The organism is Candidatus Formimonas warabiya, assembly GCF_002777255.1.
GTDB classification, from domain to species: domain Bacteria; phylum Bacillota; class Dehalobacteriia; order Dehalobacteriales; family Dehalobacteriaceae; genus Formimonas; species Formimonas warabiya.
Genome location: NZ_CP017634.1, coordinates 45,470 through 62,661 on the forward strand (window position 1 = coordinate 45,470; position 17,192 = coordinate 62,661).

14 protein-coding genes and 1 riboswitch are annotated in these 17,192 nt (G+C 48.3%); all 14 genes read left to right on the forward strand.

Features of this window, described 5'->3' with window-relative positions:
• Positions 1 to 73 precede the first annotated feature (73 nt).
• The 14 genes from DCMF_RS00205 to DCMF_RS00270 all read left to right on the forward strand — a co-directional run bounded on the left by DCMF_RS00205 (position 74) and on the right by DCMF_RS00270 (position 17,176).
• Positions 74 to 1,513 carry a sigma-54 interaction domain-containing protein gene (locus DCMF_RS00205; RefSeq protein WP_148132564.1) on the forward strand — a complete coding sequence of 480 codons (1,440 nt, stop codon included), beginning with the start codon at positions 74 to 76 and terminating at the stop codon, positions 1,511 to 1,513.
• Between the two features lie 302 nt (positions 1,514 to 1,815).
• The gene (locus DCMF_RS00210; RefSeq protein ID WP_236860149.1) at positions 1,816 to 3,426 is read left to right on the forward strand and encodes a BCCT family transporter; all 1,611 of its coding nucleotides are present in this window, start codon (positions 1,816 to 1,818) and stop codon (positions 3,424 to 3,426) included.
• Between the two features lie 347 nt (positions 3,427 to 3,773).
• On the forward strand, positions 3,774 to 5,222 hold the full coding sequence (locus tag DCMF_RS00215; RefSeq protein WP_148132565.1) for a trimethylamine methyltransferase family protein: 1,449 nt from the start codon (positions 3,774 to 3,776) through the stop codon (positions 5,220 to 5,222).
• 21 nt (positions 5,223 to 5,243) lie between these two features.
• Positions 5,244 to 6,434 carry a trans-sulfuration enzyme family protein gene (locus tag DCMF_RS00220; RefSeq protein ID WP_148132566.1) on the forward strand — a complete coding sequence of 397 codons (1,191 nt, stop codon included), beginning with the start codon at positions 5,244 to 5,246 and terminating at the stop codon, positions 6,432 to 6,434.
• Positions 6,435 to 6,556: 122 nt separating this feature from the next.
• Positions 6,557 to 8,062 carry a glycerol kinase GlpK gene (gene glpK, locus DCMF_RS00225; RefSeq protein WP_148132567.1) on the forward strand — a complete coding sequence of 502 codons (1,506 nt, stop codon included), beginning with the start codon at positions 6,557 to 6,559 and terminating at the stop codon, positions 8,060 to 8,062.
• Positions 8,063 to 8,070: 8 nt separating this feature from the next.
• Positions 8,071 to 9,468 (forward strand): trimethylamine methyltransferase family protein, encoded by a 1,398-nt coding sequence (locus tag DCMF_RS00230; RefSeq protein WP_236860288.1) that lies wholly within the window; start codon positions 8,071 to 8,073, stop codon positions 9,466 to 9,468.
• Between the two features lie 11 nt (positions 9,469 to 9,479).
• Positions 9,480 to 10,325 (forward strand): 3-methyl-2-oxobutanoate hydroxymethyltransferase, encoded by an 846-nt coding sequence (gene panB / locus DCMF_RS00235; RefSeq protein WP_148137675.1) that lies wholly within the window; start codon positions 9,480 to 9,482, stop codon positions 10,323 to 10,325.
• Positions 10,326 to 10,360: 35 nt separating this feature from the next.
• Complete coding sequence (locus DCMF_RS00240) at positions 10,361 to 11,539, forward strand: pyridoxal phosphate-dependent aminotransferase (protein ID WP_148132569.1); 1,179 nt, start codon at positions 10,361 to 10,363, stop codon at positions 11,537 to 11,539.
• A 266-nt stretch (positions 11,540 to 11,805) separates the two neighbouring features.
• A riboswitch (cyclic di-GMP riboswitch) is annotated at positions 11,806 to 11,895 on the forward strand.
• Positions 11,896 to 12,006: 111 nt separating this feature from the next.
• Positions 12,007 to 12,684 carry a signal peptidase I gene (locus DCMF_RS00245; RefSeq protein WP_236860150.1) on the forward strand — a complete coding sequence of 226 codons (678 nt, stop codon included), beginning with the start codon at positions 12,007 to 12,009 and terminating at the stop codon, positions 12,682 to 12,684.
• Between the two features lie 173 nt (positions 12,685 to 12,857).
• Entirely contained in the window at positions 12,858 to 13,622 is a 765-nt protein-coding gene (locus DCMF_RS00250) for a hypothetical protein (protein WP_214658984.1), read from the forward strand.
• A 112-nt stretch (positions 13,623 to 13,734) separates the two neighbouring features.
• Positions 13,735 to 14,922 (forward strand): carboxypeptidase-like regulatory domain-containing protein, encoded by a 1,188-nt coding sequence (locus DCMF_RS00255; RefSeq protein WP_148132571.1) that lies wholly within the window; start codon positions 13,735 to 13,737, stop codon positions 14,920 to 14,922.
• A gap of 16 nt (positions 14,923 to 14,938) precedes the next feature.
• Complete coding sequence (locus DCMF_RS00260) at positions 14,939 to 15,463, forward strand: signal peptidase I (RefSeq protein WP_148132572.1); 525 nt, start codon at positions 14,939 to 14,941, stop codon at positions 15,461 to 15,463.
• Positions 15,464 to 15,477: 14 nt separating this feature from the next.
• Positions 15,478 to 16,620, forward strand: coding sequence for a hypothetical protein (locus DCMF_RS00265; RefSeq protein WP_148132573.1), 1,143 nt, complete (start codon positions 15,478 to 15,480; stop codon positions 16,618 to 16,620).
• A 19-nt stretch (positions 16,621 to 16,639) separates the two neighbouring features.
• Positions 16,640 to 17,176: a hypothetical protein gene (locus DCMF_RS00270; protein ID WP_148132574.1), complete on the forward strand. Its 537-nt coding sequence runs from the start codon at positions 16,640 to 16,642 to the stop codon at positions 17,174 to 17,176.
• The last annotated feature ends 16 nt before the right edge of the window (positions 17,177 to 17,192 follow it).

Sequence of the window (17,192 nt, forward strand, 5' to 3'; positions counted from 1 at the left end):
GCCGGCGGGGATAGCAGGAATGTTCCTGTATCTGGACGAATTATATCACTATTTATAAAGGTGGTGACAATTGATGGAGGATAAGTTATCTGCTCTGGAGCGAGAAAACAGGTGGCTGAAAACTGTTTTGGATGCCATCAATGAAGGTGTCCAGCTTACCAATGTAGAGGGTGTCACCGTTTTTTATAACCATGCCTGCGAGAAGTTTGAAGGCTTAAGCAGGGAAGAGGTGATCGGCAAAAGAATCACCGATGTCTATGATGTGACCGAAGAAAGCAGCACCCAGCTGAATGTCTTGCGCACGGGCAAGCCCGTCATCGAGCAATACCATCAATATCATACCTTTGACGGCAAAAAAGTAGATGTGATTGCCAGCACCTATCCTTATTTCGACGGGGACAAAATTGTGGGCGTCTACTCCGTAAACCGGGACGTGACCAAAATGAAAGAATTCTTGTTCCGCACCATTGAAATGCAAAAACGGCTGAATTCCGGCCAGGGGAAGAAGAAGAGGAACGGGACCAGCTTTACTTTTGAAGATATTATTGGCATCAGCGATACTATCAAACAAGTCATTTCTTCGGCGAAGAAAATAGCGCGCAATAATTCCGCAGTACTGATTTACGGAGAAACGGGAACAGGGAAAGAGCTTTTTGCCCAAAGCATTCATAATGGGAGTGTCTTTGCCGACGGTCCATTTATTCCCATCAACTGCGCGGCCATTCCGGAGACCCTTTTGGAAAGCCTGTTATTCGGCACGGTCAAAGGGGCTTTTACCGGTTCCGTGGAAGCCCCCGGATTGTTTGAGCAGGCGGAGAACGGCACCTTATTTCTGGATGAAATCGATTCCATGACCCCTCATTTGCAGGCTAAATTATTACGGGTGATTCAGGAGAAATCCGTGCGCCGGATTGGGGACAACATCCAGCGCATAGTGAACTGCCGCATTGTCAGTGCCACCAACAAGGATCCTTTAGAAGCGGTCAAAGACGGTCTCATCCGCCAGGACCTATACTATCGTTTGGGGGCGGTCACTCTTCCCATTGCTCCTCTTCGGGAACGGGCGGAAGATATTATTTTGCTGGCGGATTATTTTTTAAAAAAGTACAATAAACAATTCGGCACTTCTGTGGATAAGATCAATGACCAATTAATGAATATTTTTCTCACCCATCCTTGGCCGGGCAATGTCCGGGAACTGGAAAATGTCATGGAAAGCGCCCTCAATATGGTCGATACCCAAGAAGTATTGTTGGGTGTAGAGCACCTGCCCCTCTATTTGCGTAAAAGGTTTGCCGGCCAGGCCCACAGCTATCAGGCTTTGACGAAATCCGGAGGCACCTTGAACGAGATCTTGTCTGAAGTAGAAAAAAAGGTCATTGAGGATACGCTAAAAAGAAACGGCGGCAATATTTCCCAAACCGCACAGGATTTGGGGATCTTTCGTCAGGCCTTGCAGTACCGTATCAAAAGATTTAACATCAATGTGGGAGAGACAAGGCAATCGGTTTGATCAAGAAATACCTTGGTTGAATGCAATCATTTATTGCGGATGCAACCGGAAATTGCATGTATTGCACGCGGTATTTATGTGACGTACTTTTGTTTTATGCAATGTAATATTGCTATTTCCTCTGGGATCAGAGGAATTTTTATTTTTATCTCCCCTAAAATTAGACGGTTTTGCTGGCTTTTTCGCTTGGCATAAAATTTGCATGATTTTAAAAAAGCAGATGAGACTCTTGGCAAGGAGGTGTAATTGTCTCCAGGGTAGTAAGGGCATACTATGGGATAAAGAAAAAAAGAGGAGGATGAATGATGAAGAATCTTAGACCAATTGCATTTTGGCCACCGGTAATTCTTTTTGTAGCGGCAGTGATTTTGAACTTGGTCAACAAGGATGCTTTCAGTGCCATGATCAATGGGGCCAACAGCTGGCTGATGGGTAATTTTGCCTGGGCTTTTGACCTGGGCGTATTGGTTATGCTTGCCGTCATTATTTATGTTATGTTCTCCCGATTCGGTGATGTGAGAATCGGAGGCTCCAAAGCCGTACCCTTATTCGACAGTGTCCGGTTTTTTTCCATCACGTTGACCACCATTATTGCCATTGGTATCTTGTTTTGGGCGACTTCCGAGCCCATGTACCACCTCACGGCACCTCCCGAGTCACTGGGTATTGAGCCGAACAGCCCCCAAGCGGCTATTTTTGCTATGTCTACCTTGTTCCTCCACTGGACTTTTTCACCCCTGGCGATTTATGCCATCGTCACCGTGACATTTGCTTTTGCCTATTATAACATGAAGAAACCTTTTTCCCTTGGCTCCGCCCTTTATCCCGTGTTTGGCGAAAAGGCCATCGGCGCCTGGGGACAAGGGATCGATGCCGTCTGTGCCTACGCTCTCGTAGCAGGTATGGCCGCTTCTCTCGGTACGGCGGTTCTGGCCATATCCGGAGGTATTAATTATCTCACGGGTGTACAAACGGGAGCATTCCTCTGGTTGGTTGTTGACATTGCAGTGATTGCCACCTTTGTTATTTCTTCCATCACAGGGTTGTTCAACGGGATCAAAAAGCTTTCTGAAATCAATACCATTATTTTTATCGGTCTCACTGTATTTGTATTTATCTTTGGCCCTGCAGCCTATATGCTCAATTTAGGTACGGAAGCCTTCGGGGATTTCATGAGGAACTTTTTCACCAAGAGCTTGTTCACCGGGGCGGCGGCAAACGACCCCTGGGGAGGCTGGTGGACCATTTTCTACTGGTGCAACTGGCTGGCCTGGTCTCCCGTTACCGGCATGTTCCTGGGCAGGATCTCGTACGGGCACACCATCCGTAAAACTTTAGTGGTGACCTTCCTCCTTCCTGCTGTATTCACCATCTTCTGGATGATGGTGTTCGGCGGCGCTGCCATCAATCTCCAATTAGCCGGAGCAGGCATTGCCGATGCTATGGCCAATGGACCGGAGTTTGCCGTGTATGCCTTCCTGGCCAAATATCCTATTGCCGTTCTAACTATTCCCATCTTTATATTCACCATGTTCCTCTCCTATGTCACGGGAGCCGATGCCAATACCACGGCTCTGGGCGGCTTAAGTACCACAGGCATATCGCCGGAAAGCCCGGAACCTTCTATGCTCATAAAAGTGTTCTGGGGAGCGATTCTCGGCGCGGTGGCCTGGATTATGATTTCTACGGCAGGAGTTGACGGCATCAAGATGCTTTCCAACCTGGGCGGCGGTCCTGCCTTGATCCTGGAATTAATTATGACCGTAAGCCTGCTTAAAATGGCCGCTAATCCGAAAAAGTACGATGTGTTCAAGGACGACTATATGGCGGACGGCACGCCCATTAAATCAGAGGCGCTGCCTGCCCTGACTTCCAAGAAGCATGCGTCGGAGAATACGGCGGCTGAAGTTTAACCACAAGTGAATTATAATTTGGCCTGCTTTTCGAGCCCCTTCATTGGGGCTCTTTTTAAATACGGCAAAAAGCAAAGTGTGCGCAAAAAATATCTTATTGCATGCAATAAATAATTGCACAAAGAAAAATCTTAAGAAATTTGATATGCGCAATAATATATTGCATTCGGCTTACCTGGAGTGGATCCGGAATAGATTTGCTTTTGGCCTCAGGCCGCCAAAAAATCTGGGCTCGAGAGACTTTTGTTGATTTTGTAGGAAATGGCATGATTATTGCATATTTCATTTATATCCTTATTTCTGGGATCTGAGTTATGGACGCTTTTATTATGAAGGAGGATGAGAGAATGACAGATGATGTAAGAACATTTAATGCCACCAAGTACCAGGTTTTAACGCCGGAAGAGGCACAGGAAGTGCATTCCACAAGTTTAACCATTCTTGAAGATATTGGCACCATCGTGCACCATGATGAAGCGATTGCTCTTTTGAAAAAAGCAGGAGCTTATGTGGAAAACGGGAACCGGGTCTATTTGCCTACTTCTTTAGTGGAATGGGCGATTCGCACAGCTCCCTCCCGGGTGGTGGTCTATGACCGTAATGGGAAACCTGCCATGTTTCTGGAAGGCTACAAATCGTATTTCGGCACAGGCTCCGACTGCCCCAGTATTTTAGACAGCTTTACCGGAGAAAAACGGAGATTTTTATATAAAGATGTGGAAAATGCAGTCACCCTTTGTGATTATCTGCCTCATATTGATTTTACCATGTCCATGGGCTTAATTTCCGATGTAAAAAAAGAAGTGTCCTACCAGCATGAATACGCCGTGATGATCCGGAACAGCACCAAACCTCAGACTATCACGGCGGCGGACAAAGAATCCCTTGACGATATTGCGGAAATGGCGGCTGCTGCAGTAGGGGGCCGGGAAGTTCTGAGCAGAAAACCCATTTTTGTGCTTTATGATGAACCTAGTTCACCCTTGCAGCACTCAACGACGGCCCTGGAGAAACTGTTGTATATGGCTGAGCACCGATATCCCACCAACTATGCTCCGGGGATGATGGCCGGGGCTACAGGACCCATTACCATGGCGGGTGCGGTTGCTCAGGCCAATGCGGAAATTCTTACCGGACTGGTAATCCACCAGTTAAAAAATCCTGGTGCTCCCTTTGTATTTGGGGCGGGCATGTCACCTATGGATTTAGTCAGCATGCAGCCTACTTACTCTGCCCCGGAAGCCATGGTAGAACAAGCCGGTATTTGTGATATGGCCCGTTATTATCAGCTTCCTTCCTGGGGATTTGCCGGATGCAGCGCTGCGAAAGTTCCTGATGAGCAGGCCGTGATGGAAGCGACAAATTATATTATGATGGCCGCTTTATGCGGGACCAACCTCACCCACGATGTGGGTTACCTGGAATTTGGCTTAACCTATTCCTTTGATCTGCTCGTCATGTGCAACGAGTTCATCGGTCAAGTGAGGCGGTTGCAGCAGGGAATCCAGGTGAATAAAGAGTATCTTGCCCTTGATGCGGTGCGCCGCATTGGCCCGGGGGGACATTTCCTGGGTGATGAGCATACCTTTAATCACTTCAGAGAAAATTGGAAGCCGGATCTTACCGACCGCAATACCTATGAGGCCTGGATCGCCAACGGCGGTACCACCATGGGGCAGCGCACGAAAGCCCGCATCCAGTATATTTTGGAGAATCATAAACCCCAGCAAGTCGCTCCGGAAGTAAATAAAGTCATTGATCAAGTGTTAAATAAAGCCGAAGGAAGAATCAGATAGCAGAAGGGACTGAAGGTTACAATGCCTGATAAAGATAAAAAGATACATTATGGGACCCTTTCGGTGCGGGCCGGCCAGAATCCTGAGCCGATCACCGGCGCTATTGCGGCGCCTATTTACCAAACGACAAATTACCAGTTCCGGGACGTGGAAGACGGGGCAAAAAAGTGTGAAAGCATTTACAACGGGTACTGCTATACCCGGTTAGGCAACCCCACCATTGCCATATTGGAAGAAAAAATGGCTGCCCTGGAAGGGGCGGAAGAGGCCCTGGCTTTTACCACCGGGGTTGCCGCCATCAGCGCCCTGCTCTTTTCCCAACTGAAGCAAGGCGATCATGTGGTGGTTGACGACACTTCCTACAGCGCCACCCGCTACCTTTTTGACAATCTTTTAGCCAAGTTCGGGGTAGAAGCCACCTTTATCGATACCTCTGTGGTGGAAAATGTGGAACCGGCGATCCGGCCCCATACCAAGATGATTTATTTTGAGTCCCCCGCAAATCCCACGGTCAAGGTGGTGGATATCAAGGCGATTGCCGAGATCGCCAAAGCCCATCACTTGCTTTCGGTGATCGACAGCACCTTTGCCTCTCCCATTATTCAGCGGCCCTTGGATTTGGGCATCGATGTGGTGATGCACAGTGCCACCAAATTTATCGGCGGCCACGGCGACGTGATGGGAGGAATCCTGTGTGGCAAAAAAGAATTAATTAATTTTATTCGGGATGATACCTACAAAAATATGGGCGGCGTGATTATGCCCCTGGATGCTTTTTTGCTGATCCGGGGTCTCAAGACCTTGGAAGTCCGGGTGCAAAAACATTGCGCCAATGCCATGGCCGTAGCCAAATATCTGGAAGCCCACCCCAAAGTGGACCGGGTGTATTACCCCGGGCTGCCTTCCCATCCCCAGCATGAGCTGGCAAAGCGTCAGATGAACGATTTTGGCGGCATGATCACCTTTGAGTTGAAAGGCGGCCTGGAGGCAGGCGTTACCTTTATGAACAGCCTGAAGTTCTGCCGCTTGGCGGTGAGCCTGGGCGATGTGGACACATTGATTCAGCATCCTGCTTCCATGACCCACTGGTATGTGAGCCGGGAAGAAAGGATCAAAGCCGGGATTCAGGACGGTTCCGTGCGCATGTCTGTCGGCATCGAGGATGCGGAAGATATCATTTTGGATTTGGAGCAAGCCTTGGCACAGGTGTAAAAAAACCTAAGTACTTTTCGGGATCCGGGTACCGAATACCCGGGTTCGGCGCCACCCAATAGACAAAATCCTTGCGGCGCAAGGGTGGAAGTAAAAAAAGTGGAGCTAGGGGGGATGTGGGCTTGAAAAAGCGGTATGTGCTGGCTTTAGACCAGGGAACGACCAGTTCCCGGGCCATACTTTTTGACTGGAACGGACAAATTAAAGGAATCGCCGGGCAAGAATTTAAGCAGATTTATCCCCAACCCGGGTGGGTCGAGCATGACCCAAAGGAAATTTGGCAAAGTCAAATGCAGGTGGCCAGGAGAGTTCTCTCCGAAAATTATGTACTTCCCAATGATCTCGCCGCCATTGGGGTAACCAATCAGCGGGAAACTACCATCCTGTGGGATAAGCATACCGGAGAACCGGTGCATCACGCCATTGTCTGGCAGTGCCGCCGGACGGCTCCTTTTTGTGAGACCTTGCGGGAAGAAGGCTGGACCGCTTCCATCCGGAAAAAAACCGGGCTGGTCTTAGATGCCTATTTTTCCGGCACCAAAATTAAATGGATCATGGACCATGTTCCCGGTTTGAGAGAAAAGGCGGCGGCCGGGGATATCCTCTTTGGCACGGTGGATTCATGGCTCATCTGGCATCTTTCCGGCGGCAAAGTACATGCGACGGATTTTTCCAATGCTTCCCGGACCATGCTTTTTAACATTCATGATCTGGTGTGGGATCAAGAAATTCTGGACCGGTTGGATATTCCTGAGGCGATGCTGCCCCAGGTCCTGCCTTCCAGTACAGTGTACGGATACACCGACCGGAAGCTGTTCGGCGCGGAAATTCCCATTGCCGGAGTGGCCGGGGACCAGCAGGCAGCCTTGTTCGGACAGACCTGTTTCGAGACCGGGATGGCGAAAAATACCTATGGCACGGGCTGTTTTATGCTGATGAATACGGGAGAAAAAGCCTTTTCTTCCGATCACGGGCTTTTGACGACCATTGCCTGGGGCCTGGATCATCACGTGGAATATGCCCTGGAAGGCAGCATTTTTATGGCCGGAGCAGCAGTACAGTGGCTCCGGGATCAACTGGGCCTGATCCAGCATGCGGCCCAGACGGAACAGATGGCCCAGGCGGTGGAAGATACCGGCGGCGTCTACCTGGTACCGGCCTTCGCCGGGCTGGGGGCCCCTTATTGGGACATGTATGCCCGGGGCACCATTGTGGGCATGACCCGAGGCACCTCAAAAGAGCATATTGTGCGGGCCACCCTGGAATCTATTGCGTACCAGACCCGGGATGTGCTGGAGTTGATGGCGGAAGAGTCGGGGATGGAAATAAAGAGCCTGAGAGTAGACGGAGGAGCGGTGCAAAACGACTTTCTCATGCAGTTTCAGTCCGATCTTCTGGGGGTGCCGGTGGAAAGACCGGTTGTTGCGGAGACGACCGCTCTGGGTGCCGCCTACTTAGCCGGTCTGGCTACCGGTTTTTGGACCAGCCGGCAAGAAATAGCGGAAAAGTGCCTGCTCGCCAAGCGCTATCTGCCCCAGGCGGATGAGAAAAAAATGGGCCAATTGTATGGGGAATGGAAACGTGCTGTGGAGAAAGCCAAAGGATGGATCATAGCGAGGAGTGAATAATTGTGCGCATGAAGGTAGAAGCTTTAACACAAGAACAGCTTGGGGAGATCCATCAGGCGACGCTGGATCTGCTTGAGAAAAAAGGTGTTGCCATCCACCATACCCCGTCCCGGAGATTATTTCAGCAATACGGTGCTTTGGTGGAGGGGGAGACGGTGCGCATTCCGGAAACGCTGGTCGCCGAGTTTCTCAAAAAGGCGCCCAGGTCCTTTTCTGTGGCCGGTCGTAATCCGGTCCGGAATATTCAAATAGGTGAAGAATATCAACCTGTCTTAGGCCCGGCGGCCGGCGCCGTGTTTGTTTCCGATCTGGAAAAAGGGAGACGCCCCGGAGGATTAAAAGATTTACAAAATCTCTTGGCCTTATCCCAATTAAGTGACTATATTGGGGTTGCTACGGCCGGGATCCTTACGCCGGCCGACTTGGCACCGGAAAACCAGCACCTGACCCAGTTGTGGGAGACCGTCAAAATGAGCGATAAGCCCATCATTGGGTTATCTCTCGGGGCTAAAATATCTGAGGACAGTATCCAGATGGCGAGAATTGCCGCCGGGGATCAGGGCGCCCATTACGTGATCGGTATTGTCAACAGCCTTTCTCCCTTGGCCTGGGATGAAAGAATGCTGGAGGCGATTTGGGCCTATGCCGGTAAAGGGCAGCCTTTGGTGATCGCCTGCTGTTCCATGGCCGGGTTCACTTCTCCCACCACTTTGGCATCCACATTGGTGCAGAATAACGCGGAAGTGATCAGCGGAATGCTCCTGGCCCAGCTGATTCATCCGGGAACACCGGTGGTTTACGGGAATACCTCTACCATTACGGATATGCTTACCATGAACCTCTGCATCGGCGCGCCGGAATATGCTCTGCTCTCTACTGCCTGCGCCCAGCTGGCCAGGTTTTACGGCGTACCTTACCGGAGCGGCGGCGGGCTCACCGATGCCAAAGAGGTGGATGCCCAGGCGGGCATTGAGGCGACGACAAACTTGTTGTTTACCATGGCCAATAACGTTGATTTCGTGCTCCATGCCCTGGGGATTATGGAATCCTTCCTCAGTATCAGCTATGAGAAATGGGTAATGGATGAAGAGATCTGGGGGCGGATGCTCCATATCTGCCGGGGGATAGGTGCACTGCCCGGGGGGGCGGTGGATTTACTCAGCACAGTCGGTTCCACAGGCCATTACCTGGATCAGCCGGACACCCTGTTAAATTTCCGCCATGTTTTTTCCCGGCCTGCTCTGTCGGACCGGGGCAACTGGGACAGCTGGGTGAAAAAGAAAAAGACTTACCCGGAAGCGGCTCACGAAATCTGGCAGGCCCGGGTGCGAAATTTTACGCCGCCCGCATTGCCGCCTCAGGTGGAATCAGAACTAAAACAATATATCAAGGATGTGAAAAGATAGGGGGGCAGATGATGCGTCATAAAGTAACGATTCAGACATTACGGGACAAAGTGGAAAAAGGTCAGAAAATTACCATGATCACCGGTTATGATTATCCCATGGCCCTATTGGAAGAACGGGCAGGAATCGATATTATTCTGGTGGGAGATTCTCTGGGCATGACTGTGTTAGGGTACGATTCTACCTTGCCGGTAGAAATGGATATCATGCTGGAGCATGCCAAAGCCGTCCGGCGGGGAGCTCCCACGGCATACGTGATTGGGGATATGCCTTATATGTCTTACCAGGTTAGTGTGGAGGAAGCGGTACGCAATGCAGGCCTTTATATGAAGGCCGGTATGGATGCGGTGAAATTGGAAGGGGGCCGTAATGTGGCAGATGTCATTGCCGCCCTGACCAAGGCCACCATCCCTGTCATGGGCCATCTGGGCCTTACGCCCCAATCCATCGCCATGCTGGGCGGATTTAAAGCCCAGGGCCGGGATATTGGGGCCGCAGAGGCCTTGATTGCCGATGCCAAAGCTTTGGAAGAAGCAGGCGCCGTGAGCATCTTGCTGGAAGCGGTACCGCCAGAGGTGGCCAAGATTATTACCGAAAGGGCCAATATTCCCATTATCAGCATTGGGGCAGGCCCCAACTGCCATGGCCAGTTGCTTATTGTTCACGATATGCTGGGCTTCTTCGACGCTTTCACCCCCAAGTTTGTCAAGAAATATGCCGACCTGAACAAAATCATTTTGGACGCCCTGGGCCAGTATGTTCAGGATGTAGAAAGCGGGACTTTCCCGGCGGAAGAGCATTTCTATAAAATGCCCAAAGAGAGTTTGGCCAGTTTCCAGGAAAAATACGGAAAATAATGATTTAAAAAATTGATTGCGGAGGTTGACCGGTCATGTTCGAGCATTTATTAGCGGACCGCATGAACAGTCTTGCCGGTGAGTCTGCCTTTCAGGTACTGGCTGCGGCCAACAAGCTGGAAGCTCAGGGCAAAAAGGTGATTCATTTTGAAATTGGCGAGCCGGATTTTCCCACGGCAAAAAATATTGTGGAAGCAGGAAAAACCGCCCTGGACCAAGGATATACCACCTATTGCCAATCCCAAGGACTGGTATCCCTCCGGGAAGCTATCGTGGCATATACGGAGAAATATAAGGGGATCAAGTCCGCCAAAGAGGAAGTGGTGGTGGCGCCGGGGGGAAAGCCGATTATTTTCTATACCATCTGTGTCCTGATCAATCCTGGGGAGGAGGTAATTTGCCCCAATCCCGGTTTTCCTACCTACGAATCGGTGATCCGGTATGTAGGAGGAGTACCTGTACCGATCAATCTGGAAGAAAAAAATGATTTTAGAATTGATGTGCGGGAACTGATTGCTAAAATTACCCCGAAGACGAAGCTGCTCATCTTAAATTCTCCCTCAAATCCTACGGGAAGTTTTCTCACGGCAGACGACCTGAAAGAAATTGCCGAAGCGATCAAAGACAAAGATATCTTTGTCCTGTCTGATGAAATCTATAGCCGGATTGTTTATGAGGGTTCGGCAAAATCCATCGCAACTTTGCCCGGCATGAAGGATAAAACCATTATTCTCGACGGCTTTTCCAAGACCTATGCCATGACGGGATGGCGCCTCGGCTATGGGATTATGCATGAAGACATCGCGGAGAAGATGACAAAGCTCTTGATCAATTCCAATTCCTGCACCACCCATTTTGTGCAGATTGCCGGCATAGAAGCCTTAAAGGGTCCCCAAGATTCGGTGGACGCCATGGTGCAGGAATTCAGACACCGGCGAGAGGTCATTGTGGACGGTTTGAACGCCATGAAAGGAGTTAGCTGCAAAAAACCGGACGGCGCTTTCTATGCCTTTCCCAACATTACGGGTACCGGGTTAAAGAGCAGTGAATTGGCCCATTACCTGCTCCATGAGGCAGGCGTAGCCGTGCTGGACGGAGCGGCTTTTGGAAGTGCGGGAGCAGGATATATCCGCTTATCTTATGCCACGTCTTTAGATTTGATTTATGCAGGACTAGAAAGGATCGAAAAGGCGCTGAAAAAATTATCCAAATAATGAAAAGAGTTTTAGAAGAATAGTTGAAAAACGTCGATTCATATTGAAAGAAGCGCCTTAGGCGCTTTTTTTGTCTGAACTACTCGGAAAGTTCTTGGTATTTGAGAAAGGGAAATTTATCCTTTTTGCGGAATATTAAATAAACGAAAAATAAATTGAAGAACAGCATGTCCCAGGGTATACCAAAAATGACAAAGATAGGATATAATGTAACACATGGCACAGAATATATTTCCCAATTAATTATAATTGATATAATTTAATATCTCTAATATTGGCAAACTAGCTGAAAGGCTGGGGCGCAAAGTCAGGAGTCTAAAAGCGTTAGTTTATGCTATGATTGTCCGACTGCGAAGGATAAAATCTTTTGCAGTTTTTTTATTGGGTAGATTTCCTTTGCAGGAAGGAGATTTGTCATTCAATTACAACATCCTTGACGGAATTAAAATAAAAGGAGGCATCTACAATTGGAAGTACAAATGGAAGCTAATATGAAACACAAAATGGAAGTACAAAGCAAAAGAAAATCATTTCTTGGGAAGGTATCCACAGGTTTTGGTATAGCTATTTGTATCGTTCTTGCCTTTATTTTCATTATTAATGCAACGCTTATTGCCAAGTCATACATATATCCCGATAAAGTTCCTGATTTTATGGGATATAAACCGTTTATCGTCTTATCCGGTTCTATGGAACCGGAGATTATGACCGGTGATCTGATTGTCACAAAAGAAATTGCTCCGGAAAATATTAAGGTAGGAGATGTGATTTCTTTTCGTGTAGATCAAGATATTGTAGTATCTCACAGGGTGACGGAAATCCAGACGGAAGGAGGGTTGTCTTTTTTAACCAAAGGTGATGCCAATACCGGGATGGATGCAACACAAGTTTTGCCGGAAAAAATTGAAGGGATATATCTTTGGCGGGCAGCAGGTATGGGCCAATTTGCCCTTTTCCTCCAAACGCCCATCGGCATGCTGCTTTTTGTAGTGACGCCCCTCTGCCTGTTTATTATCTATGATATTGTCTCCAGAAGCAGGCACAGCAGGAAAAAGAGCACCCGGGAAGCAGAACTGGAAGCTGAGCTTGCTGCATTAAAAGCAGCAAAAGAGGGAGGTAATAGTAGCGGGCAACTAAATCAATAGACAAAAATTGATAAGAAAGTTGATTATTACATAAAAAATAATTTTAAGAGTGGGGTGATGGATGAAGCGAAGGGAAAAGTATTGTTAAGCACCCATTTCTCGAATTTCCCAGAAAGGGTTTCTGCCCATGAACAACGTTGCTATACAAAAATCTTATGAAAGGAATGAAAAAAGTGACTAAGCGAAACAAGGTTTTTAGAATTGCCTTTTTGCTTCTCGTGCTCAGCATGGTTTCCACCGTGATGATATCTGGGACGTTTGCTAAGTATACCAGCGAGTATGCGGGGCAGGACACAGCGCTGGTGGCGAGATGGGATTTTCAAGCTTATGAAGGAACGACCGGACTCGGAGATCCTGACGCTGATCCAGTACAGCAATTAGATTTATTCAAACACGAGTATGATGTACACATCAATCAGGCTGATGGAGTTGATTACATTATTGCACCTGGCGTGAATGATGAATTTACTATCAAAATGTCTTTTCTCTCAGATGTTGATGCAACAGTAACAGTAGGATTTACCAAAACCGCAGATGTAGCAACTGACAATCTGCCGATCGAATACTCTGTAGATAATGGTACCACATGGGTATCGTTGACTGGCTTAGCGAACGCCTTTGCGGAAAAGGTTGATTTAGCAGTTGATGGTGATGGTGACCCTATTAACACAAAAGTTACCGCGCATTCTGGAAATACCTTTACCTTTGAAAAATCTGGTATAGATGATGCTGCTGCCACAGTAATTACTCAAGTAGTTAAGTGGAGATGGGCATTTGACACTGCAGAACAGGGCGCATCTTATGCTACTGGACTCGGGTCAAGTGATACTGTTGACACAGGCTTTGGAAATACTTCTGCAGACGGTGGAGCTACACGTACCACCTATGTTTTAAATGTCTCGGTCAAGGCAGACCAAATACAACCTACAACAATCTAATTTCGTTTACAGGAGAGCCAGCGGCTCTCTTGGAGAGGCCGTATAGTGCATGCTGCTTCTCCAAGGCAGCTGAAACAAAACTTGAAACCGGGGTGATTTTCTGGATCAGGCAGTGAAACAAGAAAATAGAGAGAACAAACGGAAGAATTTTCTGCTCTATCTCATTACCACCATCATTATTGTCTATATTGCCGTGCCCACCTATGGCATTATCCGTGACCTGGGCTCAGGGGAAGCAGTATTTATTTTAAATTCACCCATCCGCGATGTGAATATGGCTAGGCCGGAGCTGGGTTTTTTTGACCGGATACACGACTTTCTTTTTCCTCCCCAAGAGGTTCCCGTGCCGATTTTGCAGCGCATTGATTTAAAAGGCAGGGTTGTTTATACGGACAGAACCCCTTATATTAACGGAATAGTCGAGCTTAAGAGTGAACCGCGCTATACTCGAACTGATGCAGGGGGATATTTTTTCTTTATAGATGTTGAGGCGGGCGCGCATACCGTTAGCGTACTTGACGAGGCGGGAAATGTGCTGGCAAGATGCCATATTGAAATTGAGCGCACCATTCAGGTAAAGGACGCCGAGTTAGTTCGCCTTCCCGATGGTACGCTTGTTTTTCAGGTGGCGGTCGATATTAGAGTACTGGAAATTACCCTGTTTCTAAAAAAAGGCCCGGACGGGGGCATCACCGGTATCGACAGAGTTGAATTGGGTATTACTCCTGATCGGGAGGCTGAGTCAATCCCTCAGGAGGAACCTGAAGTACCCCTGGTTGAACCTCCTGTTGAGCCAGTGGAGCCTGCAGAACCACCGGAAGAATCCAATAAGCCGCACAAGCCTAAACCAACACCATCCGGTTTTGATGTTTTTGACTCGGCTACCACTGCCCGGTACGGCAGAGAGAGTGCGGTAAGTGTCAATATTTTCGGTACGGGAAAGCGTATCGCCCCCGGAATGAAGGGAAGCTACCAATTTACGGTAGACAACAGAGGGAACGATTCTCCCTCACTTTACGATGTGACTTTTACTCCCATTGATACACTCCCGGCACCCAACAAAATCCCCATGCGCTACCGCCTGAAAGCAGACGGGGTATATGTAGCAGGAGACAATAACACCTGGTGTACCCCGGCGCAGCTTTATCAGGATACGATACTGGCAGGAAAGAGCCACGTGAAATACACGCTGGAATGGTACTGGCCGGAAGGGGCAAGAGACAATGATTATGCCGCCTTCGGCGGTAACCCTAATTATTCATACAGCCTGACCATTAAGGTTACGGCGCAAATCCAGTAAGGAGGCTCCCAACACTTTGCTGCCAAAATACAAAAAGATGCTGACAACGGGTTTTGTTTACCTTACTTTTGGCCTTTTATCCCTCTTTATTCTCATAAACCTGTTTTTGGGCATTAATAAGGCGATTACCCACAACCCTGTGCCCAAGGTGTTTGGCATCTCACCTTTGATCGTGATGTCCGGATCAATGGAGCCTGCCATTTATCCAGGTGATGTGGTGATAATCTGGGAGCAGGCGGCGGAGAAATATAAAATAGGCGATATTGTCACCTATTTAGTGGGGCAGACCCCTTTTACCCACCGCATAGTGGGGGAAGAAAACGGACTCTTCATTTTAAAAGGGGACAGCAACAATACCGTGGATGACACGGTATCAGCCGATCGGTTTGAGGGCAAGGTGCTTTTTACTGTTCCCAAAATAGGCGTGGCTATTGTATTCTTTAAAAAGCCTGCCGGTATGGCGGTGCTGGTGATGCTGCTTCTCTTATATATTAACGGCGGGGATCTGTATAAAAAGGTGCGTGGTACAGTGAGCAAATAATGGGGTGGCGATTAATGAAGCTGAGGAGAGTTTTGATAATACTGATTGTTTTGGTACTGATAAGCTCAGCTTTTTTCTCATCATCTTTGGCTAGATTTACCGATGAATTTGCCGGATCAGATACTGCCTTGATTGCCAAATGGAATTTTGGGGCGCGGGGCGAAGATGACACTGCGGGTGAGTTTTATAATAAAGGATTTACTTTTGATTTGTTTAACGCCGAGAGTGTGGAACCAATGGACTTTGGGGTGAAGAGCTTTACTTTTACCGGGGGCGGCTCTGATGTAGCTATTCTCTATGATGTACAGATGAATGCCGACGATTTATTATGGCTGACCGAAGGGACTGTTGCGAAAACAGTGCGTACCGCTGTTTACGCTCCCTTTGTTTTTAAAATTATTGCTGAAATTAATGATGGGGCAGTTGATACGGCTCCCCCAGTTTTTTCTCCCCCGGATTATGACAGCGGTTGGTTTAGACCGGTGGACATTACCACCGATGAGGATGGGTATTTCAGTATTTTTGACCATACGAACGGAGAACCTTTTTTTTCACCCGGCAGTATGGACTCAGTTACGGTGACTGTCTACTGGCAGTGGAATACCTCATGCTATATCAATGATACCGGCACTGCGTTTGTATCACCGGATACATCCACGGAAATCAGCGAAACATATTTGCCTTATTATCAAGCGGCATATGATGAATATTACGGCCCGGGAGGTTTGGAAGACCGGCGTGAAGCGGCAGCCGATGCGGTCAGTGACTATTTAGACGAGCATGGCAGTCCAGCCAGCGACGGCACCTGGGAACATGATGTGGATTGTGAATTGTCGGATGAGGAACATAACTCGGAATATGAGTCCCTTGACCCGGAAGCAAAAGAAGATTACCTTTTGGAACATGGAGGCACAGACGACGGTACGGGTGGGATTACCTGGTCAGCCCATAGTGTGCTCTGTTCCGCAGATCATTTTCGCGAATATAACGATCTGGTAGATGAGGAGCATGATGCCATTGATGCCTGCGAGACCTCCCTGATGGCCGCCTATGACGATTATGACACCCTGGCTGCTGATGCCTTAGCCGCCAAGGAATCTGTGAAAGTGATTTTCCGCATCAAAGGGGATCAAATCGCACCGGAACAAAACATGTAGACTGCAAGGTGGTGGGAAAATGAAATTAAAACTGAGATATATTCTATTTTATATTTTTATCTTGACATTGGCTGCCATGGGCATTTCCTTTTCCCGATTCAGCACTACTTTAACTAATTCCGGAGCAGAAAACACCACGCCGCCGGATATTGAATTTTCCACATGGGTACTGGATTATCACGCGGCATCCGTTTCTTTAGATAATATGTTTCCGGGAGATACCAGGACCATTGCCATCTGGGTGAGAAATTGGCAAGCGGGAGACCCGGTAAAAATAAGCGGTTACACGCAAAATTATAACCTGGAATTGGAAACAACGGGAAACCTTCCCTTAGAATATACCTTGGCGGATGACGAAGGTAAGGAGGTAAACCTAAGCCGTCCGGATTCCTTCCGTTATATCGGTGAGACCCAACAGCTTTCTGCTGATATGCCTGAAACAAAGGAATATCTGCTAAGCATTTCCTGGCCGGTAGAAAAGAAAGACTTTCGTTACAGAAATGAAATCGATTATCTGGAACTAAAAATAAGGGCTGTGCAAGCAGAAGGAATTTGATAATGGGGGGATAGAC

Excerpts from the sequence above, each read along its gene's own strand:
- panB (WP_148137675.1), top strand. The coding sequence starts at position 9,480 with ATGCGTCATAAAGTAACGATTCAGACATTACGGGACAAAGTGGAAAAA.
- DCMF_RS00230 (WP_236860288.1), top strand. The coding sequence starts at position 8,071 with ATGAAGGTAGAAGCTTTAACACAAGAACAGCTTGGGGAGATCCATCAG.
- DCMF_RS00210 (WP_236860149.1), top strand. The coding sequence starts at position 1,816 with ATGATGAAGAATCTTAGACCAATTGCATTTTGGCCACCGGTAATTCTT.
- DCMF_RS00205 (WP_148132564.1), top strand. The coding sequence starts at position 74 with ATGGAGGATAAGTTATCTGCTCTGGAGCGAGAAAACAGGTGGCTGAAA.
- DCMF_RS00240 (WP_148132569.1), top strand. The coding sequence starts at position 10,361 with ATGTTCGAGCATTTATTAGCGGACCGCATGAACAGTCTTGCCGGTGAG.
- DCMF_RS00270 (WP_148132574.1), top strand. The coding sequence starts at position 16,640 with ATGAAATTAAAACTGAGATATATTCTATTTTATATTTTTATCTTGACA.
- DCMF_RS00215 (WP_148132565.1), top strand. The coding sequence starts at position 3,774 with ATGACAGATGATGTAAGAACATTTAATGCCACCAAGTACCAGGTTTTA.
- DCMF_RS00220 (WP_148132566.1), top strand. The coding sequence starts at position 5,244 with ATGCCTGATAAAGATAAAAAGATACATTATGGGACCCTTTCGGTGCGG.
- DCMF_RS00265 (WP_148132573.1), top strand. The coding sequence starts at position 15,478 with ATGAAGCTGAGGAGAGTTTTGATAATACTGATTGTTTTGGTACTGATA.